Raw genomic sequence first — 25662 nt, forward strand, 5'->3', positions numbered from 1 at the left:
GGACGCGCTCTATTGTGACCCCCTAGACAGCACCAGACGCCGCGCTTGCCGCACCGTTGCTGAACTGAAGAGCAGTCGGGTCGCCCAAACCATCCAGCAGGATGCGGAACATGCAGGTTTCGCGGTCGCTCAACAGGCGGTGGAAGTGACGCTGTACCCACCGGTGCTGATCACAACCAACACCGACGTCTACGCACAGATTGCCGGCCTGGTCAGCCCGAACGTGCCCACCGAGCCGTTGGTCATGCGTGCCCGTTATGCCGACGATGGCAGCGGCAATCGCACCCAGCCGCTAACCGGCTGGATCCGCTATGACGCCGCTGAAGACCAGCTGATGTTCGATACCACGCTGGACCTGTTGCTCGACGCCCCGGAAATGGAAGCGCCGTTGGGGCTGCCGTTCAACCTGCACAGCTACCCGCTGGATGATCTCCAGTTGTCCGGTCCGGTGGATTTCCTCCCCGATGGCCGTCTGGTCATTGGCTTGCTGAGCCTGGCTGCGCAGAATATCGACGTGCGTATTGGTGGGGCTCTGGCCACCATCGACCTGCAGATCCCGGCGGGTGGGGTGAACCTTACCTTCCAGAGCGGGTCCATCAAGAAACCGCAGTAACGCCACCGTCCCTGACGGTGATAGTCAAGCCGGCCTGCGGGCCGGCTTTTTTGTGGATACGGATTCCCGGCCCAGCCTATGCCGCCCGGCCCCGTGTCGATATAATTCCCCACTCACTCGTTCCATGGTGCTTTTTATGGCTCACCGCACAGCTTTATACGACGCCCATCTCGCCGCCGGCGGCAAGATGGTGGACTTCGGCGGCTGGGATATGCCGATCAACTATGGGTCCCAGATCGAGGAACATCACGCCGTGCGTCAAAATGCTGGCGTATTCGATGTCTCCCACATGACCGTGGTGGATATCGCCGGTGCCGGTGCCGGTGCCCGTGATTACCTGCGCCAGTTGCTGGCCAACGATGTGGACCGCATTGATTCGGGCCGTGCCCTGTACACCGGCATGCTTAACGACAATGGCGGCGTGATCGACGACCTTATCGTCTATAAACAGGACAATGGCTACCGACTGGTGGTAAATTGCGCGACCCGCGAGACCGACCTGGACTGGATGGAAAAGCAGGCCGGCGGTTTTGCCGTGGATATTCATGAGCGCCCGGAACTGGCCATGCTGGCGATTCAGGGGCCGAAGGCCCGCGAGATCCTTGCCGGCCTGCTCAGCGGCGCCCGTGCCGAGGCAGTCAGCAGCTTGAAAATTTTTGCCTTCGCGCAGGACGGTGACTGGATGATCGCCCGCACCGGCTACACCGGCGAAGACGGCGTGGAAATCATGCTGCCCAACGCGGATGCCGTGACCCTGTGGGGCCAGTTGCTGGCCGCCGGCGTTGCCCCCATCGGCCTGGGCGCCCGTGACACTCTGCGCCTGGAAGCCGGGTTGAACCTGTACGGCAACGATATGGATAACACCATTACGCCGTGGGAAGCCAACATGGGCTGGACGGTGATGCTCAACGACCGCGAATTCATCGGTCGCCAGCCACTGCTCAACCAGCAGGAAAACGGCCACGCCGAGCAGGTGGGCCTGATCCTGGAAGGCAAGGGCGTGTTGCGCGCCCACCAGAAAGTACTGATGCCCAATGGCGAAGAAGGGGAAATCACCAGCGGTACCTTCTCGCCCACACTGGGCAAATCCATCGCCCTGGCGCGGTTGCCGGCAGGGGCGACCGGCAAGGTGGATGTGGAGATCCGCAACAAGCGCCAGGTCGCCCAGGTGGTCAAGCCGCCGTTCGTGCGTAATGGCGAGGTCGTGTACAAAGAGCTGTAAGTTCCACAACGGTAATCGAAACCTGCTGTAGGAGCTTGCTTGTAAGCGAACCTGCTCGCGGTACCCTCGGGGGAATTCGCTTGCAAGCAAGCTCCTGCGAAAACACATTTACTATTTCAGCGTGCATGCGTGAAGCGTGTCGCGTGCAAGCGACTCTTAACAGGAGAAAACAATGAGCGAGATTCCAGCCGAGCTGCGTTATGCCGCCAGCCACGAATGGGCCAAGGTAGAAGACGGTGTTGCCACCGTTGGTATCAGTGACCACGCTCAGGATGCCATGGGCGATCTGGTCTATGTGGAACTGCCGGAAGTGGGCCAGGTGGTAGCCGCCGGTGATGAAACCGGTGTGGTGGAATCCGTGAAAGCGGCCTCCGACATTTACAGCCCGGTGTCCGGTGAAATCGTTGAGATCAACGAAGCACTGGAAGATGAGCCGGAACTGGTCAACAACGTTCCCTATGAAGGCGGCTGGTTGTTCAAAGTGCAGCTGACCGACGAAGGCGAGCTGGACAACCTGCTCACCGCCGACCAGTACCAGGCGCAGATCGATAGCGAATAACGGCATTACCGTTATTCGCAGCTGCGAGCTTCTAGCTACTAGCTGCGAGTAAAAGATTTTTCTCGTAGCTCGAAGCTCGTGGCTCGTAGCTGATCCTCAACACGTTTTCAGTGCTGAGGAATGCAAAGCCAACACCCAACCTATCCAGGTAGCCCCCATGCCCTACATCCCCCATACCCCCGATGACGTTCGTGCCATGCTCGTCGCCATTGGCGCCGACAGCATCGAAGATTTGTTCGATGAGATTCCTGCGCACCTGAAAGCCGCTGGCAAGCTGGATGCCTTGCCTGAAGGCCTGAGCGAAATGGAAGTGACCCGCCTGATGAGCAAGCGCGCCGCCCAGGACGCTGGCGCGGTGAGCTTTATCGGGGCCGGTGCCTACCAGCACCACATTCCGGCGGCGGTATGGGAAATTGCCACCCGGGGTGAGTTCTACACCGCCTATACGCCGTACCAGGCAGAGGCCAGCCAGGGCACCCTGCAGGTGATCTACGAATTCCAGACCCTGATGACTCGCCTCACCGGCATGGACGTGAGCAACGCCTCTGTCTACGACGGTGCGTCCGGCCTGGCCGAAGCGGTGCTGATGAGCCTGCGTGCCAATCGCAAGAGCAAGTCCCGCAAGGTGCTGGTCCCCACCGCCTTGAACCCGCGCTACACCAGCGCCACCCGCGCCATCGTGGAAAACCAGGACGTGGCACTGGAGATGGTGGAATTCGATGCCGCCGGCGGCCAGACCCCACTGGAGATGCTCAAGCCCTATGAGGGTGAAGATTTTGCCGCACTGGTGATCAGCCAGCCCAACTTCTTCGGTTCACTGGAAGAAGTGGATGCGCTCACCGATTGGGCCCATGCCAACAAGATGCTGGTTATCGGTGTGGTGAACCCCACTTCCCTGGCGCTGCTGACGCCTCCCGGTGAATGGGGCACAGAAGGTGCGGATATCGTTGTGGGTGAAGGGCAGCCGCTGGGTGTGCCGTTGTCCTCCGGTGGCCCGTACTTCGGCTTCATGTGCTGCAAGCAAAAACACGTTCGGCAAATGCCGGGCCGTATCATCGGCCGCACCGTGGATATGGAAGGCAAGCAGGGTTTCACCCTGACATTGCAGGCCCGCGAACAACACATCCGCCGCTCCAAGGCCACCAGTAACATCTGTACCAACCAGGGCCTGGCCATGACGGCGGCGACCATTTATACCTCCCTGCTGGGGCCGGATGGCCTCGGCAATGTGGCGGCCCACTGCCATGCCAACACCCAGGCACTGGCCGACAAGCTCACCGCCATCGACGGTGTAGAGCGTGCCTTCACCGCGCCCACCTTCCACGAGGTGGTGCTGACTTTACCCAAGCCGGCGGATCAGGTGCTGGCGGCGCTGGCCGAGAAAGACGTGCTGGGCGGTGTGAGCCTGGCGAAAGACTACGACATGGCCAGCGCGATTTTGGTGAACGCCACCGAAGTGCACAGCGAAGGTGATCTGGATTTGTTTGCAGCGGCGCTGAAGGAGGTGCTGGCATGAGCGAGACACAACTGATTTTCCAACTGTCTCACCCGGGCCGTAGCGCCACTTCCCAAGCGCCCAAGGCGCTGGCGGAGGACAAGTTGTCCGCCATTCCTGCGCACCTGCGCCGCAAGGAAAAACCGGGGCTGCCGGAAGTGTCCGAGATGCAGGTGGTGCGCCACTACACCAACCTTTCAGCCAAGAACTTCGCCATCGACAAACAGTTCTATCCGCTGGGCTCGTGCACCATGAAGTACAATCCCCGTGGAGCCAACCGTGCCGCCATGCTGCCGGGCTTTTTGAACCGCCACCCGCTGGCGCCGGAAAGCCACAGCCAGGGTTTCCTCAGCTGCATGTTCGAACTGCAGAACTTCCTGAAAGAAGTCACCGGCATGAAGGGCGTATCCCTCGCCCCCATGGCCGGGGCCCAGGGTGAGTTTGCCGGCGTGGCCATGATCCGTGCCTACCACGATGCACGCGGCGACGATCAGCGTACTGAAATCCTGATCCCCAACGCCGCCCACGGCACTAACCCGGCCACCGCCGTCATGTGTGGCTACAAGGTCCGTGAAGTGCCGGTCGGCCCGGATGGCGACGTGGACCTGGAAGCGCTCAAGGCTGCCTGCGGCCCACAGACCGCCGGCCTGATGATGACCAACCCGTCTACTTGTGGCGTGTTCGAACGGCAGATTGAAGACATCGCCAAAGCCGTCCACGAAGCCGGTGGACTGCTTTATTACGATGGCGCCAACCTGAATGCCATCCTCGGCAAGGTGCGTCCCGGTGACATGGGTTTCGACGTGATCCACATGAACCTGCACAAGACCTTCGCCACCCCCCATGGCGGCGGTGGTCCCGGTGCTGGCCCGGTGGGTGTCTCCGAGCGTCTGTTGCCTTACCTGCCCACCCCCATGGCCGGCCAGCGTGATGATGGCAGCTATCACTGGATCGACACCGACACTCTGGACACCAGCATCGGTCACCTCAGTGCCTTTATGGGTAACGCCGGGGTGCTGCTGCGTGCCTACTTCTACGCTCGTTCACTGGGCCGCGAAGGCATGATCCGCGTGGGCGAATTCTCCACCCTGGCCGCCAACTATCTGCTCAAGCGACTGGAAGCGGTGGGCTGCACCGCCGCCTACCCGGATCGTCGCGCCAGCCACGAGTTCATCCTCACTTTCGCAAAAGAAGCGAAAGAGTTGGGCGTCACCGCCATGGATATCGCCAAGCGCCTGCTGGACTACAACCAGCACGCACCCACCACCTACTTCCCGCTGCTGGTGCCGGAGTGTTTCCTTATCGAACCCACCGAAACCGAAAGCAAGGAAGCGCTGGACGAATTCGTGGAGGCCATGGCCGCCATCCTGGAAGAAGCGCGCAACGAACCGGATAGGGTGAAAGAAGCCCCCTTCACCCAGCCGGTACGTCGCCTGGATGACGTGAAAGCAGCCAGGGAACTGGACCTGACCTGGAGCGAATAAGAGACGCAGCACGCAACACGCAACATGTCTGAAGCGATTAAAACCCGGCGAAAGCCGGGTTTTTTATGCCGCTTCGCGGCTGCAACACGCTTCACGCAACATGCAGCACGCAAAAATCAAAAGCGGATTTACCACAGAGGGCTCAGAGTTCACGGAGGGTGGATTTCGGAGTATTGCTGTTCTCGCTGTAGGAGCCCCACTGGAGGGGCGAACAAAACCCAGGATCAAAGACCCTTCGTTCGGCAAGCTGAATCTCCCACCCGCCTACCCCCGATCCAGCGGACTGATTACCCCTAGTCCTCCCCGATTCATCACATGCAGATAGCGCTCGGTGGTCGACACATCGCTGTGGCCCAGTAGCTCTTGGACGGTGCGTATGTCGTAACCCTTTTCCAGCAAGTGAGTGGCGAACGAATGTCGGAAGGTGTGGGGGCCACAGAGTTTGGTGATCCCCGCTTCTGCAGCTGCCTGCTTTACATGCTTGCGAACATTGTCCTGATGATAGTGATGGCGGCGGATAATGCCGGTTTGAGGATCTCTGGCGGGCTCTTTGGAGGGAAAGATAAATTGCCAGATTCGTTGCGAGCCTGCCCCTGAATATTTTCGGCTCAATGCATGCGGCATCCAGGCAGGGCCAACGCCATTTTTTCGGTCCATCTCATAAAGGTTGGATGCAATCGCAATTTGCTGGCGCAGACGCTCCTCACAAGACTTGGGAAGCAGTGTTCTCCTGTCCTTGTCGCCTTTACCTTGATGCACAGTAATGATCATCCGATCAAAATCGAGATCCTTGATACGAATGCGAAGTGCTTCTGACACCCTTAGCCCTGCGCCATAAAGCAGTTCACAGATAAGTTGAGACGGTTCAGAGAGCAAGGCAATCACCGCCTGGGCTTCCTGCTCAGAAAAAACGGCAGGGATGCGGGGTTTACGCTTGGATTGGCGAAAATTCAATTCACCATAATCCTGCTGCAAAAATCGACGATAGAAACAATTCAAAGCATTCAGAACAATTTTCTGAGTTGAGGGGCTGCAATGCCGCTGGACAGACATATAGGACAGGAATGCCTGTATTTCCTTGGCCCCCATGGTAGAAGGATGGCGCAGTTGGTTATAGCGGATGTATCGAACCACCCAGAGTACATAGGTCTGTTCTGTACGATAGCTGTACTGGTTTTGCCTGAGCCAAAACCGGAACTGGTCCATCAGCTTTACTGGCTTTGCAGGAAGAGAGCGAGGGATGTCATCCATGACAACTCCTTACTGTTCAAAATGACAGTATAGTATAGTGCAGTTGCCCTGCCCCTTTTTCAACGGAAGCAGTGTTTATTCCGAAATCATGATGCTTGCATCATGGCTATCTTATTGATGAATATGGGAAAAATAAAAAAAGGGTTTGACGGTCGGGGTACAGAGTTATGAGGAACGTTCCGCATAACTCCGTGTAAGAGATTGGCTATAGCATCTTAACCTGTTGTTATGGCAGGATTTTCCTCGGGACGACGCTCCTTGGTTTCAGAGTTATGAGGAGCCGAGTTATGCGGAACGTTCTAACTAATACGCTGTTAGCCAGTTAAAACTGGAGAGTCTACTTGGAGAATCAGAGACAATCTCACTTAGAGTCCATCAAAGAAGAGAGTGCCGAAGAAGGGCGTCAACTTCTGCGTATGCTGAAGTTGACGCCGTTGATTGTCTTCTACGGCATGTATGTCTCTGGTATTTATAAATCAGAAGGACTTTTGTCTGCTTCAGTTGCTTGGTTGTGGATTATTTTTTTGGTTGTCGGTTGGCCGAAGGGCTTCATAAAGCAAACGGGGTTGGTTGTGGTGTTTGGAGTTGTTCTTCCGTTTATTGTGCTGCCGTATTTTGGTCATTGATAGAGGCGCGAGCCATGTACACTGCTAACAATGCCATGCATGCGACAAGCGCATGATGGCCGGCGTTAGCCTCACAAGGAAATCAGAGCATGGTTTATTCAAATGCATCTATTTATAAGGAAATATCAGAAGAGGCATATTTGAAAATGTGCTCTCTTTTGGATGAGGGAAGAACTCCGAAAAATGATGGGTCTGATGGCTACATTATTAAGTATGATCCGACCCATAATTCATTTAAACAGTCGATGATTGTGGTGGTATTTACGGGTATGTGGCTAGAGGCAATCCTACATCAGCAAATAGTCGCCAAGCACGGCGAAGATGAATTCAAAAAGTATGATTTCAAGTCATATCGAGAAAAGTTAATTTTACTGGGTGTTTCATCTCCTGAGATATTGGATAAAACAGATTCATTCAAAGCGACACGTAAAGAGCTAGTGCATGAAAAAGCCTTTTTCGATAGTGGCGAAATTAAGGTGGCTCAACAAGAAGCTGAGTTGGCTAACCAAGTAATGTCGAGTGTGTCTCATGCACTGGGCATCTGAGGCTAACAAGTTTGTCAACAGGACATTTTTTGCTGCGCTCCGTTTTGCGGTGGCTTCGCCACTTTACCGCAAAACTCCACTACACAAAAAATGCCTGTTACAAAGGCGTTAAATGGCTCTGCCTTTTTCTATTTATCGAAGCGCAGAGCCAGTTCATAAATCGGTGCCGGTAGTTGGCGCCGCAGCATCAGGCTCCGTGCCGGGCCACATATCCGGCAGCTTCGTTCCTGGTGCCATCGTTGGATAAAGTGTTTGTGGCTGCGCTTTCCCGTTCGTTGTGGGTTGCCACAATCCAGTTTGGGGGTAGCTGCAAATTCTGCGTTCTTGCGGGTGCCATAAATTCAGTCTGGTTCGCAGGCTCACACCGTGCCAGTAGTGGCGTTGGCGTGTCGCCACTTAACCAGGCAAGGCAGCGGACGCAAAATACGCGCCGCTGCTCGCAGCGTTAGGTCTGGTGGTTGAATGAATCGAATACCGGATGATTTTGATCTAAGTGCAGTTGAAGGGGAGGAATTGTCCCAGATTTGCATCGATCAGTATCAAGTACAGCTTAACTTCGATGGGGCATCTATCGTAGGTGGTGGCGAGTTACTGCTAGAGAAGAATGGGGGGGGCGAAGCAACTTTTCTCCGGTTCATGGATAACCACCTGTGGGTTAGAGGATTTGATTGGAAGTAAGGTCGTTGGGTGGGGGAAAAGGGATGATTTCCATTTCTTTCTATCGTTTTCTTGCGATACGGTCTTAGTGTTTGTGACCCAAGAGGGCCCATATGAGGATTTCACTGTTCAAGTTTGTGAAGGTGAATTCTATGTTCTTTAAGCATGGAAGACCTAACAAGCGGCGCCAGGCAGACCAAATTTCCGTTCGTTCCTCACTACAATTTGCCTGCTGCGCCGGGCGTTAAATGGCTCTGCCTTTTCTATTCACCGAAGGGCAGAGCCAGTTCATAAATCGGTGCCGGTAGTTGGCGATCCAGCATCAGGCTCCGTGCCGGGCCACATATCCGGCAGCTTCGTTCCTGGTGCCATTGTTGGGTAAGGTGGTCGTGGCAAGGCTTTCCCGTTCGTTGCGGGCAGCCACAATCCAGTTTGGCGGTAGCTGCAAAGCTCTGCGTTCTTGCGGGTGCCATAAATTCAGTCTGGTTCGCAGGCTCACACCGTGCCACTAGTTGTGCTGGTGTGTCGCCACTTAACCAGGCAAGGCAGCGGACGCAAAATACGCGCCGCTGCTCGCAGCGTTAAATGGCTCTGCCTTTTCTATTCATCGAAGGTCAGAGTCAGTTCATAAATCGGTGCTAGTAGTTGGCGCCGCAGCATCAGGCTCCGTGCCGGGCCACATATCCGGCAGCTTCGTTCCTGGTGCCATTGTTGGGTAAGGTGATTGTGGTTGGGCTTTCCCGTTCTTTGCGGGCGGCCACATTCCAGTTTGGGGGTAGCTGCAAAGTCTACGTTCTTGCGGGTGCCAAAAATTCAGTCTGGTTCGCAGGCTCACACCGTGCCACTAGTTGTGCTGGTGTGTCGCCACTTAACCAGGCAAGGCAGCGGACGCAAAAACACGCGCCGCTGCTCGCAGCGTTAAATTTTATGAGGTTATGAGTGTAAAAATTGCTCTATACACTGTTTTTATCTTCTTCTCAGTTTCTTCCTGGGGGTTGGTTCCTTATGAGCCTCTTCCTGATACAGGGCTGAGGTATGAAAACTTGACGGATTATGAGATCGAGAAAATAACGCGGAGGGTGAATGATATATACCCTGGTGTGATTGTTTCTATTGGCGGCTCGTCAGAAGGATGCAAGTGCTTTGAGGGTAAGGATTGTTCCTCGCAAGTTGTTGTAAACGGAATGTTGGATGAAAAACCTGTTCACGTAACACTTTCAAAAGTTGGGGGTGAATGGGTTATCTCTAAAGAGTGGAAGTTAAGGAATAAAATTGAAGTTTTACTTGGTGAGCCTATTTATAGAGTAAGTGACTTTCGGGAAAGGCTAAGAAATAATGATAAGTTAAGAGCGGCATTCATTGATCTTTCGGTATTAGTTAATAGCTGCTAAGAATTTAACAATTAGCTGCACAGGAAAATTTGCTCGCAAGCTCGCAATTTTCCTGTGAGCAAGGCGTTAAATGGCTCTGCCTTTTCTATTCATCGAAGGTCAGAGTCAGTTCATAAATCGGTGCTAGTAGTTGGCGCCACAGCATCAGGCTCCGTGCCGGGCCACATATCCGGCAGCTTCGTTCCTGGTGCCATTGTTGGGTAAGGTGGTTGTGGCTGGGCGTTCCCGTTCGTTGCGGGCGGCCACAATCCAAGTTGGGGGTAGCTGCAAAGTCTGCGTTCTTGCGGGTGCCATAAATTCAGTCTGGTTCGCAGGCTCACACCGTGCCAGTAGTGTCGTTGGTGTGTCGCCACTTAACCAGGCAAGGCAGCGGACGCAAAATACGCGCCGCTGCTCGCAGCGTTAAATGGCTCTGCCTTTTCTATTCATCGAAGGGCAGAGCCAGTTCATAAATCGGTGCCAGTAGTTGGCGCTCCAGCATCAGGCTCCGTGCCGGGGCACATATCCGGCAGCTTCGTTCCTGGTGCCATTGTTGGGTAAGGTGGTTGTGGCTGGGCTATCCCGTTCGTTGTGGGCAGCCACAATCCAAGTTGGGGGCATCTTCAAAGTCTGCGTTTTTGCGGGTGCCATAAATGTAGTCTGGTTCGCAGGCTCACATCGTGGTCTTTGGTTAGGCTGGTGTGTCGCCACTTAACCAGGCAAGGCAGCGGACGCAAAAACACGCGCCGCTGCTCGCGGCGTTATGTAGTAAGGAGAATGTAGTGCCAGCGAGACCTGAAACCATTTCCTTCCAGAGGTTTAGAGGAAGAATCCACGATTTGAAGCAGCATGTTCAAACTGTCGATATTGCCTTGGTGAACGCCTATAAAGCGATGAAAGCAGAGCCTGACAGAAATAAGAAAATTGCCGAAGCGTTAGGATATTCATCGCGAAAGTACACGGAGCTGAATCATCCAATCCGTGTTAATCCGCGAATTCTGAGTCACTCCAAGTCATGCACTCACCAATATACGATAATCATTCTCCACACTCATTTTTCTGAGTATGTTAAAGGGTTGCTTTCAGAGATATATCACCACGACCCATTGCGAGTCGTTGGAAGTCATGGAGGCAATATCCCCTACAAGAAAATAGTAGAGCTTGGAGATATCGAAGCAATTAATCGTGAAATGATAGAGTCCGTATTCAGAAAGCTTGAAAATCAACGAAGTACGCAAAAGCTACTGGATGAAATTTTGAGCAAAGGGAATGCGTCTGTTGATGAAGCTGTAAAGAAAACTGCGATGGCCCATCTTGAAATGAGGCATTTATTCATTCATGCATCAGGCATAGCTGATGGTGAGTTTGTCAGTAAATATGGCGATATTGTGCCAGCGATATCTGGAGAAAAGCTTCCCCTGGGATATCCATTGGTTGAGTCGGCAATAGATTCGGTAAGGGAACTGTGTAAACAGGTAGATGCTTCTATGTTATCGGGAGGATACGTAGTTAGCCGAAATGGCACATAACCAGCGGCAGCACGGTGACCGCTTTTTCGCCGCTTCGCGGCTACAAATCGGCACGTGTGCCGAGCGTTAAAGGGGGGGGGAGATGCTCAGTTCTTATGTGGCTATTGGGGTTAGGCTCGTAGCTATTTTATTTTTCTTTCAAGCCGTTAGAGAGTTTTTTGGGGTATTTCAGTTTTTCTACCAGGGTAGCCCCTATGGTGATGACACCTCGGTATGGCCTATTTTGGTGGTGGCTTTAACAAGCTGGGCTCTTGTGTTCATTCTTTGGTTCTCCGCTCGAGTGGTTGGTCGCTTGATGGCATCTGGTGGCATTGATGCTAAGCCTGAAAAGATGCCTCCTGTCTCTTTGCTGGCGGTTTTTGTTGCTGCGATTGGTTTGTTTGTTTTCTGGTACGGTGCGGTTGATTCCCTGTATTACCTATCGGTAATTATTATGGGGAAGGAGTTGGGTGTTTCTGAAATGTCCGTAGAAATAAAAGCCAACATGGTCGCTACTGCCTTTGAAGTCATAAGTGGGATTTTTCTTGTGATGAAAGCGAGGACGGTTGCAGGCAAGATTAATGATGTGGCGCGTTAGTAATCCTTTAACAAAGCCATGCATGCGACAAGCGCATGATGGCGGGCGTTATGTCCAGGGAGGGTGAAGGCTTTGCTTGTGGCTAGATTGATCGTTGGTACCTTTGTCTATCTGGTTTTGGCTTTTGTGTGCCTTATAGCAACGACAGTTATATTTCAGCCAAGTGATGTCCATCCAGATCATTGGGAAACAAGTGTTTATGACTATGTTGCTCAGGTTGCCTTGTTTGTTCTTTATGTGTGGCAAGCTGCTCGCCAAGTCAAAAGACATAACAAGTAGCGGCAGTTCGCCCCTGCGGGGCCGGACGCTCGTACCTCGCGCCGCTGCGCAAGGCGTTAGGTTGCTCTGCCTTTTCCTGTTTATTGAGGCCGGAGCGATTTTGAATTCACTGCCAGTAGCAGGCAGTCCAGCATCAGGTATCGTGCCGGTTCACATATCCGGCAGTTTCGTTCCTGGTGCCGTTGTTGAGGTTCGTGATTGTGGCAAGGCTCTCCCGTTCGTTGTGGGTTGCCACATCCCAGGTTGGCGGTAGCTGCAAAGTCTGCGTTCTTGTAGGTGCCATAAATTCAGGTTGGGTTCGCAGGCTCACATCGTGCCAGTAGTTGGCAGTGGCGTGTCGCCAACCTAACCAGGCAAGGCAGCGGACGCAAAATACGCGCCGCTGCTCGCAGCGTTACACGTGATCGAAATGATAAAGAAGAGCGGTGATAAACCAGAGAAAATATTTGAGCAGTTTGTGGAAAACTGGTTCGAGCTGATCTCGGAAGATAGATGGGAAGAAGCATTCGTCCTAATAGATTTGCCGCCATCATACGGCGAAATGTACACCCCTGAGACCTTTCGGCAAGAAATAGAAAATGACCACTTTTGCGAGGGTACCATGTTCCGTAAACAGCACCCGGAGATTGTGTATAGCAACCCCAAAAGCATTTCCGGCAGCGGCAGTCCAAGTGTTTATCCGCTAGAGGGAACGCATAATTATGCCTTTGAGTACGATGTGCCTTTAAACAATGAATTCAGTGATCTTACTTCGGGGTGGGAATTCATTGATGCAGGCTCATTTTATAAGGTGAAGTTGGATTTCCTGCATGTACTCTAGCCAAACGTGTAACAAGGGGCTCAAGCCGACCGGTACTCCGCTGCGCTCCGTCCCGGCGGCTTAGCCCAGGCGTTATGTGTATGCCCGTTGTCGAGTTTGAGCCATGGCGATAAGTGAGTTCGAAGAGAAGCGCTGCGAGCGAGAAATGGAGAAATTCATGGAGCTCCGCAGGCCAGCTCCGCATATTCGGAAGGAGTTTGATTTGGGGTATCGTATTCACAATCAAAGTGTGGAGATATTCGAAATCCGGCCAGAATGGAGAAATCCAGCCTCAAAAATTGAGATTCCTGTGGCAAAAGCTACGTATGTAAAGACTCAGAAATGCTGGAAGATATATTGGCAGCGCCAGGATCTGAAGTGGCATTCCTACCAGCCAAAGCCAGAAGTGAATTTCTTTGAGGACTTCCTGTCAGTGGTCAATGAGGACTCCCATGGGTGCTTCTTTGGCTGAAAGGACACATAACAAGTGGCTGCACCGGATAAATTTCCGCTGTCACCCTTTGTGCATAAGGCCGCACAAAGGCCGCCATCAAAAATTTACCCGGTGAGCCGGGCGTTATGCACAGGGAGGCTATGGTGCAAGCTTTTGAAACGGAGAGGTTAGTTTTACGCCGGCTATCCCTCGGCGATGTTCCCGAATTGAGTAAAATTCTCAGCGATCCGGAGGTGATGAGGCATTCAGTTAATGGCGTTTGTGATGAGGCTGCTACCCGAAAATTCGTTGAGTGGTGTTTATCCTGTTACGAATCACATGGTGTGGGGCCGTGGGCACTAATCGACAAAAAAGCTCCTGAGCTCATAGGCTTCTGCGGTGCTGCGCCAGAAATGGTTGGTGATGTCGAGGAAATCAATCTCGGCTACCGCCTGGCCAGGCGCTATTGGAACAAAGGGCTAGCATCTGAAGCGGCTAGAGCAGTTCTCAATTATGTTTTTGGAGAGAAGCTGTTCGATTCAGTGGTAGTGATCATAGAGCCCGAGCATCTGGCATCGTTAAAGGTCGCTGAGAAAGCAGGATTTTCCAGCTTTGATGTACTGGAATTTCATGGTCGACCGGTGAGGCTATACTGCCTGACCTTGGAGCAATGGAAAACATTGCATAACAATGCCATGCACGCGACAAGCGCGTGATGGCGGGCGTTATATTCAGCGGAGTACGCATGACAAAGGATGAAATTCCGAGCATTGCTAAGGAGAGCCTCTCGGATCTATTGGGGGAGCCAGGAGGCATCCTTTACAGCAGCCATGAGACATTGACGCCCGGAAGTGTTTACTTGCTCGGCTTTAATCCGGGTGGCAGCAATGGAGCGCCACTTGGTGAAAGCGTACAGTTGATGCTGTCATACAGTGATAACGCATACATTGATGAGAGCTGGAGCAATGGTAATGGCGCATGGGAGCCTGGGGAAGCTCCACTTCAAAAAAGAATTCGCTGGTTGCTCAACGAACTTGGGCTGGAAACTTCAGCGGTCTGTGCGAGTAACTTGATTTTCTTTCAAAGTCGATCGGCTAACGACATAAGTTTTTCTTTAGCCAAGAGATGCTGGCCAGTTCATGAAGCCATTCTGAAAGTAGTACAACCGAAGCTAATAATCGCATTCGGAAACTCTGTCGATTCCCCTTACGGATATTTGCATGCGATGTTTGGGGGAAAAGAAGAGAAAATGCCATCGGGTCATGGCAACTGGCAGGTAAAAGGCTTTCGTTGTCGTATCAATGATAGGCCAGTTTATGTGGCAGGCTTACCACATCTTAGTCGGTACTCCCCTGTGGGGAAGCCTCGAGTAGTGCAGTGGTTAGTTGAGCATCTATGAATATAACAATCGGCTGCACAGCGACCAATTTTCCGCCGCTTCGCGGCTCCCAATCGGCGCGTGAGCCGGGCGTTAGATGAAAAGGGAGTCCATGACGTTAACTACGGCCCAGATCGGAAAGTGTGGGGAATTGTTGGTTCAGTACCGTCTCCTTTTGTGCGGGATAGAATCCGCACCCATGACTACTGACACCGGTGTCGATCTGGTTGCTTATTCACCCAAAGACGGCGATGCGCGGACGATACAGGTTAAAACAAACAAAGAGGCGAAGCCTGGCGGTGGCTCGGGTAAGTCTGCGCTCGACTGGTGGCTTCGCGATGACTCACCCGCTGAATTGGTGGCTCGTGAGCTCGGTATCCACCCTGGTCAGATTTATAACTGGCGCAGGCAGTACAAACGACTTTCTGATAAGCAGTTCAATAGCATGCAAGGTGTTGATTACTCCCGGCAGGAAAGCGAAGAGATGCGTGCGCTCAAAAGAGAGATCGCGGATCTGAAAGAGGAAAATGAATTCCTAAAAAAGGCGACGGCGTACTTCAGCAAAGACAAGGAGGGTGTTCAAAACTCTGTGTCACAGCCAGCAGCCTCACAGGCTGATGTATTCGTCCAGGCGCTCGGGGAAGTGGATGGCCATCTGTGACAGCGTCAGATTCCAATTCTGCACCGGGTGCGTCCAGCGCTCGGACGCCTTGAGTATACCGGCATAGAGTAGCTTCAGTAAGGCGTTCTCACTGGCGAAGCCGCCCTTGGTCTTGGTCAGCTTGCGGAACTGGCGATGCATAGCCTCCACCGCATTGGTGGTGTAAATCGCCGTGCGGACGTAATCGGGATATTTGAAGTAGGCCGACAGAGTTGGCCATTTGTCCCGCCAGGACTTGATCACCATCGGATATTTCTCGCCCCATTTGGCCTCCAGTTCATCGAGTGCGATTTCTGCAGCGTTGAGCGTGGCAGCTTTGTAAACAGGCTTCAGATCGGCCATGAAGGCTTTCTGGTTTTTCGAGGCCACATACTTCAGTGAGTTACGGATCTGGTGAATGACGCAGTGCTGGATTTCCGTTTTCGGGTAAATGCTCTCGATGGCTTCAGGGAAGCCTTTCAAGCCATCCACACAGGCGGCATAGCGCGCTGGGGTACAAAAGCCCAAATACGTATGAGCAGGAATACCTGAAGATGTGTGCGTAAATCAGTGTCTACTTTTGGTGGGGAATATCAGCTAAAAGCTTAACTTTAATTATTGCGTCTTTGTTGTTGATAGTTGGAAGGTGTCATTTTTATTTTCTGCTTAAAGAGACGACGAAATACGCTATCGTCCGTATAACCCAGAGAAAGGGCGATTTCCTTTACGGACGTATTGGTGGTTGCTAACAATGTGCAAGCATGGCTTATTCTAACCCCGTCAATAAAGGCTTTGGGGGTTTCTCCGGTTAACTCTTTTAACTTACGATTTAGCGTACGTTCAGAAACAGCCATTATTTTTGCCAAATCACCAGCGCTCATGGTTTGGTAGTGTGCTTTACGAATGGTATATTCCGCTTTTGCCAGGAATGGATTGTTTGAAGCCTGATACCCCTCCGGCACATACAGGTTTTGAGATTTTGGTATCGCATCAACGACAGAAAAATCAGCCACAACCTTCGCCGTTTCAATACCAGCAAGCTTTTTCACTATATGCAATGCAATAGTGACCCAGGAAAGTGGGCCACCAGCAGTGATGATACCGTTATCATCAATTAATTCACTTGCCCATACCGCATTCGCCTTTGGGAATCGTTGCTTTAATTCATCATGTAACCACCACGTGGTAGTGCATTTTCGGTTATTAAGTAAGCCCGCCTCTCCAAGTGCAAATACACCGCTACAAGAGCCACACATGAGCGCTCCTTTTTTATATTGTGTAGCCAACCATGAGCAGGTAAGCATATCTGTAGTGGTTTTGGGTGGGTGTCCTTGACCATTTGGAATAAACCCCGGTACCAACACTGCATCGCAATGCTTAATTGAAGCAAAATCAGAGTCGACCTCAAAAGTACGCCCATGCCCGTCAGTTATCGGCTGCCCATCATGATTCGCCAAAATCACGTTTGGGTGCCACTCCACCTTCGAAAGTGCTCCATCTCCAGACTTCTGCACAAAATGCAAACCACTTAATGCAAAGATATCAACCATGCCCATAAGCCCTGATGGCAAGGCGTTATTCACTGAAAGAATCACAATTGTCGTCATCCATACACTCCAAACAAATAATGGCAGATATTGCATGAATGTTGTCTTTTTTGCCACTACCGGTCAAGCTGCGCCAATCCCTACAATGGCACCTCGATTTCAACGTAAGGGGAATTTATGAAAATTTTCAATCCTATGCGTAAAGCAAGTATTTATCTAACTGTATTTCTATTCATTTTAATGAATGCGTCTATATCACGCTCAGAAGTACCAAAACAGGAGACTATCATGAAAGAAGCAACCTATATTCCATTTGAGGCCAAGTCTGGACAAGACAAAGAGCTAACTGCTTTTCTAAAGGAAGGCGCAACACTGGTCGCGCAAACTGAACCCAATACATTGTATTGGTATGCGCTTAAAAAAAACGATGGCAGTTTCGGAATTTTTGATTTTTTTCCAGATGAAGCGGGCCGGTCAGAGCACTTTGCAGGGAAAGTAGCAGCCGCATTAAATACCAATGCAGATACGCTCGTAGAGCATGGTTGGGATAAGGGGGTTGTTGCTAATATTTCTAACTTTAGCGTTTTATCCTATAAAAAACCTGACACAGACTTAGAAAATGCAACAAGCGCAACTTATATATTGTTAAAAGCCCAACCAGGAAAAGAGCAAGAATTACAGCAGCTATTGATCGGAGCCGCATCTGTTGTCGCAGAAACTGAACCAAAAACGTTGTTATGGACATCACTTAAATTAGATAGCAACACTTTTGGTATTTTTGATACCTTTACCGATGAGAGTGGAAGAGAAGCTCACTTTGCCGGGAAAGTTGCTGCTGCCCTCCAGGCCCAAGCGGATGATCTTGTCGTTGGCGGGTGGGATAACGGTGTTCTAAAAAATATTCATAATTTTGATATTATTGCAGAAGCTGGCAAATAATTTTGGTCTTCTGGCTTGTTTGCTCACAATTAGCCTAAGAGAACCTCTGAATAACTCCTTGCGTACTCAGTCTTCCAGGCTGGTTCGCAATCTATACCCCATTCGGGGCACAGAGGGCGCGCTTTTGAAGGTGTCCCCTAACTGGGATCGAGATATGTCCATCCATCGAAAAAGTGCAACAACGAGTGCGAGCCAGCCTGGAAGACCCGAAGGGCGTGGCCTGAAGCGCACATCTGCTGCGCCTTGCCTTTCGGAAAGGGAGCCACCCTGACCATCAAGGCAAGACACAACAGCTGCACGCTTCAGGCCACGCTGAGCATGCAAGGAGTTATTCAGAGGTTCCCTAACAAAGTGTTCAACTGGACCCAGCTACGCTGGGCCAGTTAACACGGCGCTAGGATCAATTAAAAATCAATTAAAGTGCCAAGAAAAAATAAACACTGGTTAGAAGAAATTACCGTTGCCATGGAAAATAATAGCTATGGCGGCGTGGTTGAAAAGCAATCTACAGAAATTTCTGAGGTACTTAAGATTGCAATTTGTGCCACAAAAGATGCAGCAAAAAATCGAGGTATATCAAAAGCGTCGGTTATAGAAAATGTCATTTCAGAGATTGAAGAAATCGTCAGAGATGACATGAATCGGGATATGGAGCCGGAAGGCGTTTCTTTAGAGGTTCAGTATTTTCTTTCTTACTTAGACGCAAGTGTACTTTTCGGTGTGATCTCAGAGCGTAAGGCTGAGGAAATCATGAACCACTATACGGAGTCTTGAGGTCCATCAGCCTAACAAGCAGTGGCCAGCGCTACGCACCTTTTGTGTTACTCGCTGGCGCTCAAACATTAACACAAAATGCGCTCCGGGCTGGCTGCGCCGGCACTGGACGTTATGCCCTAAAGCAAATGCCCCTCAGGCAACATGCGTTTGTGTAGGATGCGGATAATTTCAACAATTCCCTCGGTGGCTAGACGATAAAATATGATGTGGCTCCCCTGAGGGTACTGTCGGTAGCCCGGACTTATCTCATCGCAAGCTTGCCCCAAGTTCGGATTATCGGCCAGAAGGTGGAAGCATTGGTCGAACTGGTGAAGATAGTGGTTTCGTTGATCCCGACCCCATTCACGCTCCGTGTATAGGGCAATAGATTTGAGGTCAGCTTTGGCCTTCCTGGAAAGCCTGAAACTTGGCATCAGCGCCCTTCATTGTCCAGTTCACGAATAAACGAGTCATAGGAGTAGTCTTCGAAACCACTGTCCTCGCCTTCCTTGAGCAGTTTACGAAGTGTCGTCAGGCGGGTTTCAGACTCTTCAAGCAGGCGTAATGCGGCACGAACGACCTCGCTGGTTGAGCTGTATCGGCCATTTTTGAGCTGTTCTGCAATGAACGCATCAAAATGTTGGCCTAAAGTGATGCTGGTGTTCTTTTGCATGATGCTACCTCGATAGTACCAATAATTGGTATATTTTGGTCCAAGCGACATAGCAATGCAATCCACGCGACAAGCGCGTGAGCGCGTAGCGGTATGCCTGCAAGTAAACCCATGAAAGGAATCACCGGTGTTCAAAGTAAAAGCAACCCAGCATGTGCTGGCAGTCAGGGACCTCGAAATCACGGAAAACTACTTTCTGGACAAGCTTGGATTTTCCGTCCGTTTTCGTGTGGACGGCTGGTCTTTTCTTAGCCTGGGCGGTTTTCATGTAATGGTAGGCCATTGCCCGGACGAAATGTCTGCCGGTGATACCAACGAGCATTCGTATTTCGCCTATGTGAATTGTGAGAGCATCGACGACCTTTACCAGGATTATCAAAAGCGTGGCGCTGATATTTGTCAGGAGATCGCGGATAAGCCCTGGGGATTGCGTGAGTTTGGTGTAGCCACACCGGATGGTCACCGGATCATGTTTGGTGAGGATATTGATCCAGGCGGGCCGTAAATCAGGTCGATACAACTTACGGGGCTGCACGCGTGGCCCCTCTTCTTCGTTTCAGTGAGCCCCCTCCTCGCTAGTCCCTCCGCCATTAATATGCTATCCAGAAGTCATTCAGAATGAGGATGAATGGATGCATTTTCTCAAGGCAACCTTGATTGGCGGGGTGGCGTTTCTTATCCCGGTTGTTGTGCTCATGGTGGTGTTTGGCAAGGCGTTTGATCTTATGTCGCGCCTGGCGGCGCCGGTGCAGCGCTTTGTGCCTCTGGAGTCGATTGGCGGGATTGCGGTGGCGGACCTGGTGACCGTTTTAGCGATGGTGCTGGTGTGCTTGCTCGCCGGCCTGTTTGCCATGAGCCGGGTGGCGCGGCGGTTTTACCATCGCCTGGATGCCCTGTTGATGCTGTTGCCCGGCTATGCCTCAAGGAGCCTCTGAATAACTCCTTGCATGCTCAGTCTTTCAGGCTGGTTCGCAATCTAGGCGCGCTTTTGAAGGTGTATGTCCATCCATCGAAAAAGTACAACAACGAGTGCGGGCCAGCCTGAAAGACCCGAAGGGCGCGGCCTGGAGCGCCCATCTGCTGCGCCTTGCCTCTCGGAAAGGGAACCACCCTGACCATCGAGACAAGACACAACAGCTGAACGCTCCAGGCCACGCTGAGTACGCAAGGCGTTATTCAGAGGCTCCCTAGCTTTTCATGATTTCTGCCAGACGCTGATTAATAGTGCCGGTACATTCACTGATAATGTCATCGATGATTTCCGCACAGCTCGGATAACTATCGATCAGCCCCTGCACGATCCCCGACGTCCAGATACCACCATCAATTTCACCGGAGGTGAGCGCCGCCTTGCCTTTCACACCAGCCACCAGATCCACGATGTATTCAAACTTCATGTCCTGACCTTTTTCGCGTTCGATTTCGTTGACCTTGGTGGCCACCGCGTTCTTGTACACACGAGCGGTATTTTTCAAGGGACGGAAGATCAGCGCGGTATCCAGTTCGGACGCCTCGGCAATGGCTCTCTTCATGTTTTCATGTACCGGGGCCTCTTTGGAGGCCAGGAAACGGGTACCCATGTTGATGCCATCGGCACCCAGCGCCAGACACGCCGCCATCTGCGCCCCGGTGCCGATACCGCCGGACGCCAGCATGGGAATTTTCAGTACACGGACCGCCGCCGGCAGCAGCACCAGGTTGGGAATGTCATCTTCCCCCGGGTGGCCGGCACATTCGAAGCCATCCACGGATACCGCATCCACACCCACTTTTTCCGACTTGAGCGCATGGCGCACTGAGGTGCACTTGTGCACCACCTTCACCCCGTATTCCTTGAACAGGGGCATATGCGGTTCCGGGTTACGGCCGGCGGTTTCCACCACGGTGACACCGTTTTCACAAATTACCCGGGCGTATTCATCGTAGGGCACCGGCTTGATGGTCGGCAGAATGGTCAGGTTCACACCGAAGGGCTTGTCGGTCATTTCCTTGCAGCGTTTGATTTCCTTGTCCAGGTCTTCCGGGGTCGGCTGCGTGAGGGCGGTGATGATCCCCAGGCCGCCAGCGTTGGAGACTGCACTGGCAAGCTCCGCATAACCCACGTTCTGCATGCCGCCCTGAACGATCGGGTACTCAATGCCCAGCAATTCGGTAATACGCGTTTTCATCGGTGTTCCTCTCTCATTGTGCCTGTCTCCACCAGCCTCTCAGTTCAGCGTCGTTTCAACGTACGGAGGGCGTCTCGCGGAGCACGATGGCGGGAAATTAATCACGCCGCACGGCGTGCCAGCAATGACCGGAATTCTCACCGACTGGGTTGGTTCGGGTAGCAACGCCGACAACCATCGCCCAACACCCGCTGAATTCGCGGCCTGCGCGTTTCGCCGATCCACGTCGGCCGAAAGCACCAAACTACACAGCATTTTCTGTTTTGTATGCCATTGCTGCCTGCTTTCTGGCCCGTGCCGGGGTGTTTCCCGTCCAGCGCCGGTAGGCGCGACTGAAAGCACTGTGCTCGGAAAAGCCCAGCAGCAAGGCAATATCCCCCAACGTCAGTGACTGGTCGGCCAGGTAGTGGCGGGCCAGTTGCTCGCGGGTGCGGTCCAGCAATTCCCGCCAGGTTAACTGCCGCTCGGTTAGGCGACGCTGCAAAGTGCGCACGGACATGTGCAGCTCCGCTGCCAGACGCGGCAGGGTCACCGCCGCTTCCGGCATCAAGCGCACCATCGCCTGCTGCAGGGCACGATCAAAACTGTCGGAATCCGGCAGGGCCAACAGCATGGCTTGGGCCTGCCGGTCCAGCAGGCTGCGCATGCTCGGGTCGCTATGCGGCAAGGCAATGGCAAGAAAGTGGACAGGAAAGGCAACGCAGGTGTGCGCCTGAGCGAACTGGACCGGACAGCCGAAAAAGGCTTCAAACGCCGCCCGGATCGACGGCTCGGGGCCAGGGAAAGCAAAATCAACACGGGTAGGCACCGGCGGCGTATCCACCTGCCGACGCAGAAAGCTGACCAGCGCCGCGATAGCCACACTGTCCGCCAGCTCCCCGGTGGAGTCCTCCCCGGGCCAGCGCACCAGCATCTGATCACCTTGCCCCACCACCTCCACCATGTCCTGACCGTAGAACAGGGTCTCATAGCGCTGGTAGGCCAGCATGGCTTCGCCCAGGGTCCGGCAGGTGAGAATCAGATAGCCCAGCATGCCCACATGGCGGGGCTGGATCATGGCGCCGATTTCCAGCCCCGGCGCCAACCGCTCCGGGCGCAACAACACCGCCTGCTGTAGCAGATCCCGCCACAGCGGCAGCGGCACCACATCCGCTGGCGAGCGGCTGTCCAGCACCGTGCGCAATGCAGGGGCAGGCAGGTTTTCCCGGTCCAGCCAGTCGGTCAGCAACTGTACCCAGGCCCCGGTGACGCGCATGGCAGCGGCCATGGTCTCTCCTTGTGGGTGACGTTTACCCTGTTGGCCTAAATTGTCAAAAATAAGGCATGGATAGTCAATACTATCCGCCGCGCTTGTCGCACACTGCCATCTTCCACGTTCCACCGCGTTCCTCACCGAGCTTCGAGGTTTCTATGGCACTGATGGACTGGTTCAACAACGTCTGGCTGAACAGCGGCCTGGCGCCCCTATGGAATGCCCTGCCCGACTGGCTGGCGCTGGATGCCCGACAGCTGATCTTTGTGGTGGCCACGCCGCTTTTTATTGGCCTGTTCCTGTGGGAATACCGCAAGATTCGCCACAACAACCGGCTGGTGGATGGCCGTGAATCCTGGCTCAATTTCATGCTGGGTGCCGGCTACCAGACCACCGAGCTGCTGTTCGCCGGGCTGATCGCCTTCCCCGTGTATGCCTTTGCGTATCAGCACCGGTTGCTCGATATTGAGCTCAACGTCTTTACCGCCATCGCCCTGTGGTTTCTGGTGGATTTCTGCTACTACGGCTTCCACCGCACCTCACACCGGGTGCGCTGGTTCTGGGCCGCCCATGTGACCCACCACTCCTCCGAGCGGATGAATTTCTCCACCGCCATGCGCCAGAATGCCACCAACATCTTCAACGGCGGCTGGTTGTTCTACGTGCCGCTGGCCTTTCTCGGTTACAACCCGGTATGGATCGGGGTGTGCTATGCCCTGTCGCTGGTATACCAGTATTTCATCCACACCACCCTGGTGGGCAAACTGCACCCGGCCATCGAATACATTTTCAATACGCCCAGCCATCACCGGGTGCACCACGGCCGCAACCCGGAATATATCGACCGGAACTACGCGGGGGTTTTCATCATCTGGGATCGCCTGTTCGGCACCTTTGTGGAAGAGAAAGACGACCAACCGGTGGAATACGGCATCACCCGCCCGGTGTACAGCAACAGCCTGGTGGTGAACTGGTGCCATGAATACGCAGACATGTTCCGCGCCATGCGCCAGAAAGGCCCGCTAACCCAGCGCCTGAAACACCTGTGGAAACCGCCGGAATGGGAGAGGGAGAGCAATTAATAGTTAATAATGAATAATTAATAGTTGCGCGTTTACTCGCCGGGATGTTCAAAACGCATGAGGCCGCGCCCAGAGTCTGGGCGCGGCCTCATGCGTTTCAGTAAAACAAAACGTGACCGTGACGTTATTAATTATTCATTATTAACTATTAACTGCCTTTCCCAGCGCCTGCTGATAGAAACCCCACGCCATCACCCCCGCCAGCACATTGCCGAAGGCCGCGCCCAGGGCAAAGCCACCAAAACCGCCCAACTCGAAGCCCAGCCACAACAACGGCAAATAGCACAGGAACAGCCGCAAGAAAGAAATCAGCACGGCACGCATGGGCCAGCCCAGCGCATTGCTGGCGGACACCACCAACATGCAGACGCCCAGAAAACCATAGCTGGGCGGCATCCAGCGAATCAGCAAGGTCAGATAGGCCTGCACCGCCGGGGTGTCGACCAGTACGCTGGCCAGCGGCGCCGCCAGCAACGCCATCACCAGCCCCAGCAGCACCTGCCAGGCAACCACCATGCCCACCGCCACCTGCATCAGCCGCCGCACAGTGGCCCAGTCGTTAGCGCCATAACAACGCCCCAGCCAGGGCGGCAGCGCCATGGTCATGCCCAGCACCAGCACGATGGAGAAACTTTCCAGGCGACTGGCCATGCCCCAGGCGGCCACCGCCTGGTCACCGGAGCGGGCCACCAGCGCCGTGGCCACCATGGCCGCCAACGGCGGCATCAACTGGCTGATCATGGCCGGGCCAGCAATCTCCGCAAACGGCCAGGCCGACGCACGCATCTGCACCAGCATACCAGCGCGTTGCACCCAACCCTTGCCCCGCAGAGATAGAGCAACAATCACGCCACCGAGGGAAAACGCCAGCAAGGTCGCCAGCGCCGCACCGGGCAAACCAAACCCCTGCCAATCGCCGATACCAAAAATCAGAATCGGATCGAACAGCAGATTCAGCAGGCTGGTGAGCACCATCATCATGCCGGGAAAACGTGTGTTGCCGTGGGCACGGAACAGGCTGTAACCGAAGTACACCACCCCACCGACCCACATGGCCGGCACCTGCAAGGCCCAGTAGGGCCGGATCATGGCGCGAATCTCTTCACTGGCGCCGAGCAACGCAAAGGCAGGTTCCTGGATCAGAAACAACACCAGCACCAGCACACCCTGCAGCACACCACCGCCGACCAGCACCAGCGCCCCCAACCGGTTGGCCTGCTCCTGCTGGCCGGCACCGATGGCCCGGGAGATGAGCGCGGCAATGGCAATACCGATGCCCACCTGCACACCGATGACCAGAAACGCCAACGGAAAAGTGAACGACTGGGCCGCCAGCGGTGCGGTGCCCAGCCGGGCCACGAAGATACTGTCGACCAGGTAAAAGCCCAGCAGGGACATGACGCCCATGGCCATGGGCCAGGTCTGCTGCCAGAGCTGGCGGACCAACGCCAGGGTTGGCAGGTTTGCAGTATGGGTTTGCGAAGTCTCGCTCACGTCTTGTCCTGTTGATCATCCACATCGCCGGGCTGGCGACCCTTACTGCGTTCATAGGTCACGATGGCACTGCCGATGCTACCGATCAGCATGCCCACCGACCCGATAATAAACAGCCAGGTACCGGCCCGCTGCCAGCTTTCCCAGAGAAAAAACACACTGCCAATAACAAAGGTACCATTGCCGATCAGGCCCAGAGTGACGTGAAACCACTGGTACTGGTGGACCAATGCACGGGTCAGTGCCCAGCTGCTGGAGTCGGTGGAAGATGGCGCTGTCGATGTCATCATGTTC

General features: G+C 53.6%; 27 protein-coding genes and 2 pseudogenes. 20 read left to right on the forward strand and 9 right to left on the reverse strand.

The features are described 5' to 3' along the window. The 5 genes and pseudogenes from COA55_RS08470 to gcvPB all read left to right on the forward strand — a co-directional run. Positions 1 to 613: pseudogene (locus COA55_RS08470) on the forward strand (hypothetical protein); the annotation flags it as partial. A 136-nt stretch (positions 614 to 749) separates the two neighbouring features. After that, a complete protein-coding gene (gene gcvT, locus COA55_RS08475) occupies positions 750 to 1835 on the forward strand; it encodes a glycine cleavage system aminomethyltransferase GcvT (RefSeq protein ID WP_290501498.1) in 1086 nt (361 codons plus the stop codon). A gap of 172 nt (positions 1836 to 2007) precedes the next feature. Next, positions 2008 to 2394, forward strand: coding sequence for a glycine cleavage system protein GcvH (gene gcvH / locus COA55_RS08480; RefSeq protein ID WP_063519506.1), 387 nt, complete (start codon positions 2008 to 2010; stop codon positions 2392 to 2394). A gap of 157 nt (positions 2395 to 2551) precedes the next feature. Then, a complete protein-coding gene (gcvPA, locus tag COA55_RS08485; protein ID WP_290501499.1) occupies positions 2552 to 3910 on the forward strand; it encodes an aminomethyl-transferring glycine dehydrogenase subunit GcvPA in 1359 nt (452 codons plus the stop codon). After that, positions 3907 to 5373: an aminomethyl-transferring glycine dehydrogenase subunit GcvPB gene (gene gcvPB, locus COA55_RS08490; protein WP_063519508.1), complete on the forward strand. Its 1467-nt coding sequence runs from the start codon at positions 3907 to 3909 to the stop codon at positions 5371 to 5373. The genes gcvPA and gcvPB overlap by 4 nt, the downstream gene beginning before the upstream one ends. 264 nt (positions 5374 to 5637) lie before the next feature. Here the strand turns inward: gcvPB and COA55_RS08495 are convergent, their stop codons facing one another. Further along, on the reverse strand, positions 5638 to 6624 hold the full coding sequence (locus COA55_RS08495; RefSeq protein ID WP_273632609.1) for an integron integrase: 987 nt from the start codon (positions 6622 to 6624) through the stop codon (positions 5638 to 5640). Positions 6625 to 6965: 341 nt separating this feature from the next. On the opposite strand from COA55_RS08495, the gene COA55_RS08500 reads away from it, so the two are divergent. From COA55_RS08500 to COA55_RS08545, 10 genes are all read left to right on the forward strand, one after another. Next, positions 6966 to 7250, forward strand: coding sequence for a hypothetical protein (locus tag COA55_RS08500; RefSeq protein ID WP_290501500.1), 285 nt, complete (start codon positions 6966 to 6968; stop codon positions 7248 to 7250). 89 nt (positions 7251 to 7339) lie between these two features. Further along, the gene (locus tag COA55_RS08505) at positions 7340 to 7795 is read left to right on the forward strand and encodes a hypothetical protein (protein WP_290501501.1); all 456 of its coding nucleotides are present in this window, start codon (positions 7340 to 7342) and stop codon (positions 7793 to 7795) included. Between the two features lie 1592 nt (positions 7796 to 9387). Further along, positions 9388 to 9843: a hypothetical protein gene (locus COA55_RS08510; RefSeq protein ID WP_290501502.1), complete on the forward strand. Its 456-nt coding sequence runs from the start codon at positions 9388 to 9390 to the stop codon at positions 9841 to 9843. Positions 9844 to 10604: 761 nt separating this feature from the next. Then, positions 10605 to 11351: a hypothetical protein gene (locus COA55_RS08515; protein ID WP_290501503.1), complete on the forward strand. Its 747-nt coding sequence runs from the start codon at positions 10605 to 10607 to the stop codon at positions 11349 to 11351. An 82-nt stretch (positions 11352 to 11433) separates the two neighbouring features. Continuing rightward, a complete protein-coding gene (locus COA55_RS08520; protein ID WP_290501504.1) occupies positions 11434 to 11928 on the forward strand; it encodes a hypothetical protein in 495 nt (164 codons plus the stop codon). A gap of 679 nt (positions 11929 to 12607) precedes the next feature. Beyond that, on the forward strand, positions 12608 to 13027 hold the full coding sequence (locus COA55_RS08525) for a hypothetical protein (RefSeq protein ID WP_290501506.1): 420 nt from the start codon (positions 12608 to 12610) through the stop codon (positions 13025 to 13027). Between the two features lie 103 nt (positions 13028 to 13130). Continuing rightward, a complete protein-coding gene (locus tag COA55_RS08530; protein ID WP_290501508.1) occupies positions 13131 to 13478 on the forward strand; it encodes a DUF3024 domain-containing protein in 348 nt (115 codons plus the stop codon). Positions 13479 to 13600: 122 nt separating this feature from the next. Continuing rightward, the gene (locus COA55_RS08535) at positions 13601 to 14155 is read left to right on the forward strand and encodes a GNAT family N-acetyltransferase (protein WP_290501509.1); all 555 of its coding nucleotides are present in this window, start codon (positions 13601 to 13603) and stop codon (positions 14153 to 14155) included. Positions 14156 to 14184: 29 nt separating this feature from the next. Beyond that, complete coding sequence (locus COA55_RS08540) at positions 14185 to 14838, forward strand: hypothetical protein (RefSeq protein ID WP_290501511.1); 654 nt, start codon at positions 14185 to 14187, stop codon at positions 14836 to 14838. Between the two features lie 178 nt (positions 14839 to 15016). Then, on the forward strand, positions 15017 to 15478 hold the full coding sequence (locus tag COA55_RS08545) for a transposase (RefSeq protein ID WP_290501513.1): 462 nt from the start codon (positions 15017 to 15019) through the stop codon (positions 15476 to 15478). Here the strand turns inward: COA55_RS08545 and COA55_RS08550 are convergent. Both COA55_RS08550 and COA55_RS08555 read right to left on the reverse strand, forming a co-directional pair. Next, positions 15425 to 15955: pseudogene (locus COA55_RS08550) on the reverse strand (transposase); the annotation flags it as partial. The gene COA55_RS08545 and the pseudogene COA55_RS08550 overlap by 54 nt on opposite strands. Positions 15956 to 16068: 113 nt before the next feature. Further along, the gene (locus tag COA55_RS08555) at positions 16069 to 17064 is read right to left on the reverse strand and encodes a helix-turn-helix domain-containing protein (protein WP_290501515.1); all 996 of its coding nucleotides are present in this window, start codon (positions 17062 to 17064) and stop codon (positions 16069 to 16071) included. Positions 17065 to 17181: 117 nt separating this feature from the next. Between COA55_RS08555 and COA55_RS08560 the strand changes: the two genes are divergently transcribed. Together COA55_RS08560 and COA55_RS08565 are read left to right on the forward strand one after the other, a co-directional pair. Then, complete coding sequence (locus COA55_RS08560; protein ID WP_290501517.1) at positions 17182 to 17943, forward strand: hypothetical protein; 762 nt, start codon at positions 17182 to 17184, stop codon at positions 17941 to 17943. 465 nt (positions 17944 to 18408) lie between these two features. After that, positions 18409 to 18717 (forward strand): hypothetical protein, encoded by a 309-nt coding sequence (locus COA55_RS08565; protein WP_290501519.1) that lies wholly within the window; start codon positions 18409 to 18411, stop codon positions 18715 to 18717. A gap of 119 nt (positions 18718 to 18836) precedes the next feature. Here COA55_RS08565 and COA55_RS08570 read toward each other — a convergent pair whose 3' ends face one another. After that, positions 18837 to 19133, reverse strand: coding sequence for a type II toxin-antitoxin system RelE/ParE family toxin (locus COA55_RS08570; RefSeq protein WP_290501521.1), 297 nt, complete (start codon positions 19131 to 19133; stop codon positions 18837 to 18839). Continuing rightward, entirely contained in the window at positions 19133 to 19372 is a 240-nt protein-coding gene (locus COA55_RS08575) for a type II toxin-antitoxin system ParD family antitoxin (RefSeq protein WP_012140687.1), read from the reverse strand. Before COA55_RS08575 ends, COA55_RS08570 begins: the two co-directional genes overlap by 1 nt. 127 nt (positions 19373 to 19499) lie before the next feature. Here COA55_RS08575 and COA55_RS08580 point away from each other — a divergent pair, with 127 nt between their 5' ends. Further along, positions 19500 to 19877 (forward strand): VOC family protein, encoded by a 378-nt coding sequence (locus tag COA55_RS08580; RefSeq protein ID WP_290501524.1) that lies wholly within the window; start codon positions 19500 to 19502, stop codon positions 19875 to 19877. A 127-nt stretch (positions 19878 to 20004) separates the two neighbouring features. Continuing rightward, on the forward strand, positions 20005 to 20307 hold the full coding sequence (locus tag COA55_RS08585; protein ID WP_197468601.1) for a hypothetical protein: 303 nt from the start codon (positions 20005 to 20007) through the stop codon (positions 20305 to 20307). Between the two features lie 252 nt (positions 20308 to 20559). On the opposite strand, the gene COA55_RS08590 is transcribed toward COA55_RS08585, so the two are convergent. Together COA55_RS08590 and COA55_RS08595 are read right to left on the reverse strand one after the other, a co-directional pair. Then, positions 20560 to 21540 carry a nitronate monooxygenase gene (locus COA55_RS08590; RefSeq protein ID WP_290501526.1) on the reverse strand — a complete coding sequence of 327 codons (981 nt, stop codon included), beginning with the start codon at positions 21538 to 21540 and terminating at the stop codon, positions 20560 to 20562. 244 nt (positions 21541 to 21784) lie between these two features. Continuing rightward, positions 21785 to 22807, reverse strand: coding sequence for an AraC family transcriptional regulator (locus tag COA55_RS08595; RefSeq protein WP_063521037.1), 1023 nt, complete (start codon positions 22805 to 22807; stop codon positions 21785 to 21787). A 143-nt stretch (positions 22808 to 22950) separates the two neighbouring features. On the opposite strand from COA55_RS08595, the gene COA55_RS08600 reads away from it, so the two are divergent. Beyond that, positions 22951 to 23874, forward strand: a complete 924-nt coding sequence (locus tag COA55_RS08600; RefSeq protein WP_290501528.1) for a sterol desaturase family protein — start codon at positions 22951 to 22953, stop codon at positions 23872 to 23874. Positions 23875 to 24015: 141 nt separating this feature from the next. On the opposite strand, the gene COA55_RS08605 is transcribed toward COA55_RS08600, so the two are convergent. Together COA55_RS08605 and COA55_RS08610 are read right to left on the reverse strand one after the other, a co-directional pair. Further along, the gene (locus COA55_RS08605) at positions 24016 to 25287 is read right to left on the reverse strand and encodes an MATE family efflux transporter (protein ID WP_290501603.1); all 1272 of its coding nucleotides are present in this window, start codon (positions 25285 to 25287) and stop codon (positions 24016 to 24018) included. A 77-nt stretch (positions 25288 to 25364) separates the two neighbouring features. Then, positions 25365 to 25658, reverse strand: coding sequence for a YrhK family protein (locus COA55_RS08610; protein WP_290501530.1), 294 nt, complete (start codon positions 25656 to 25658; stop codon positions 25365 to 25367). Positions 25659 to 25662 lie beyond the last annotated feature (4 nt).

It is taken from the genome of Alcanivorax sp. (assembly GCF_002733835.1).
Classification (GTDB): domain Bacteria; phylum Pseudomonadota; class Gammaproteobacteria; order Pseudomonadales; family Alcanivoracaceae; genus Alcanivorax.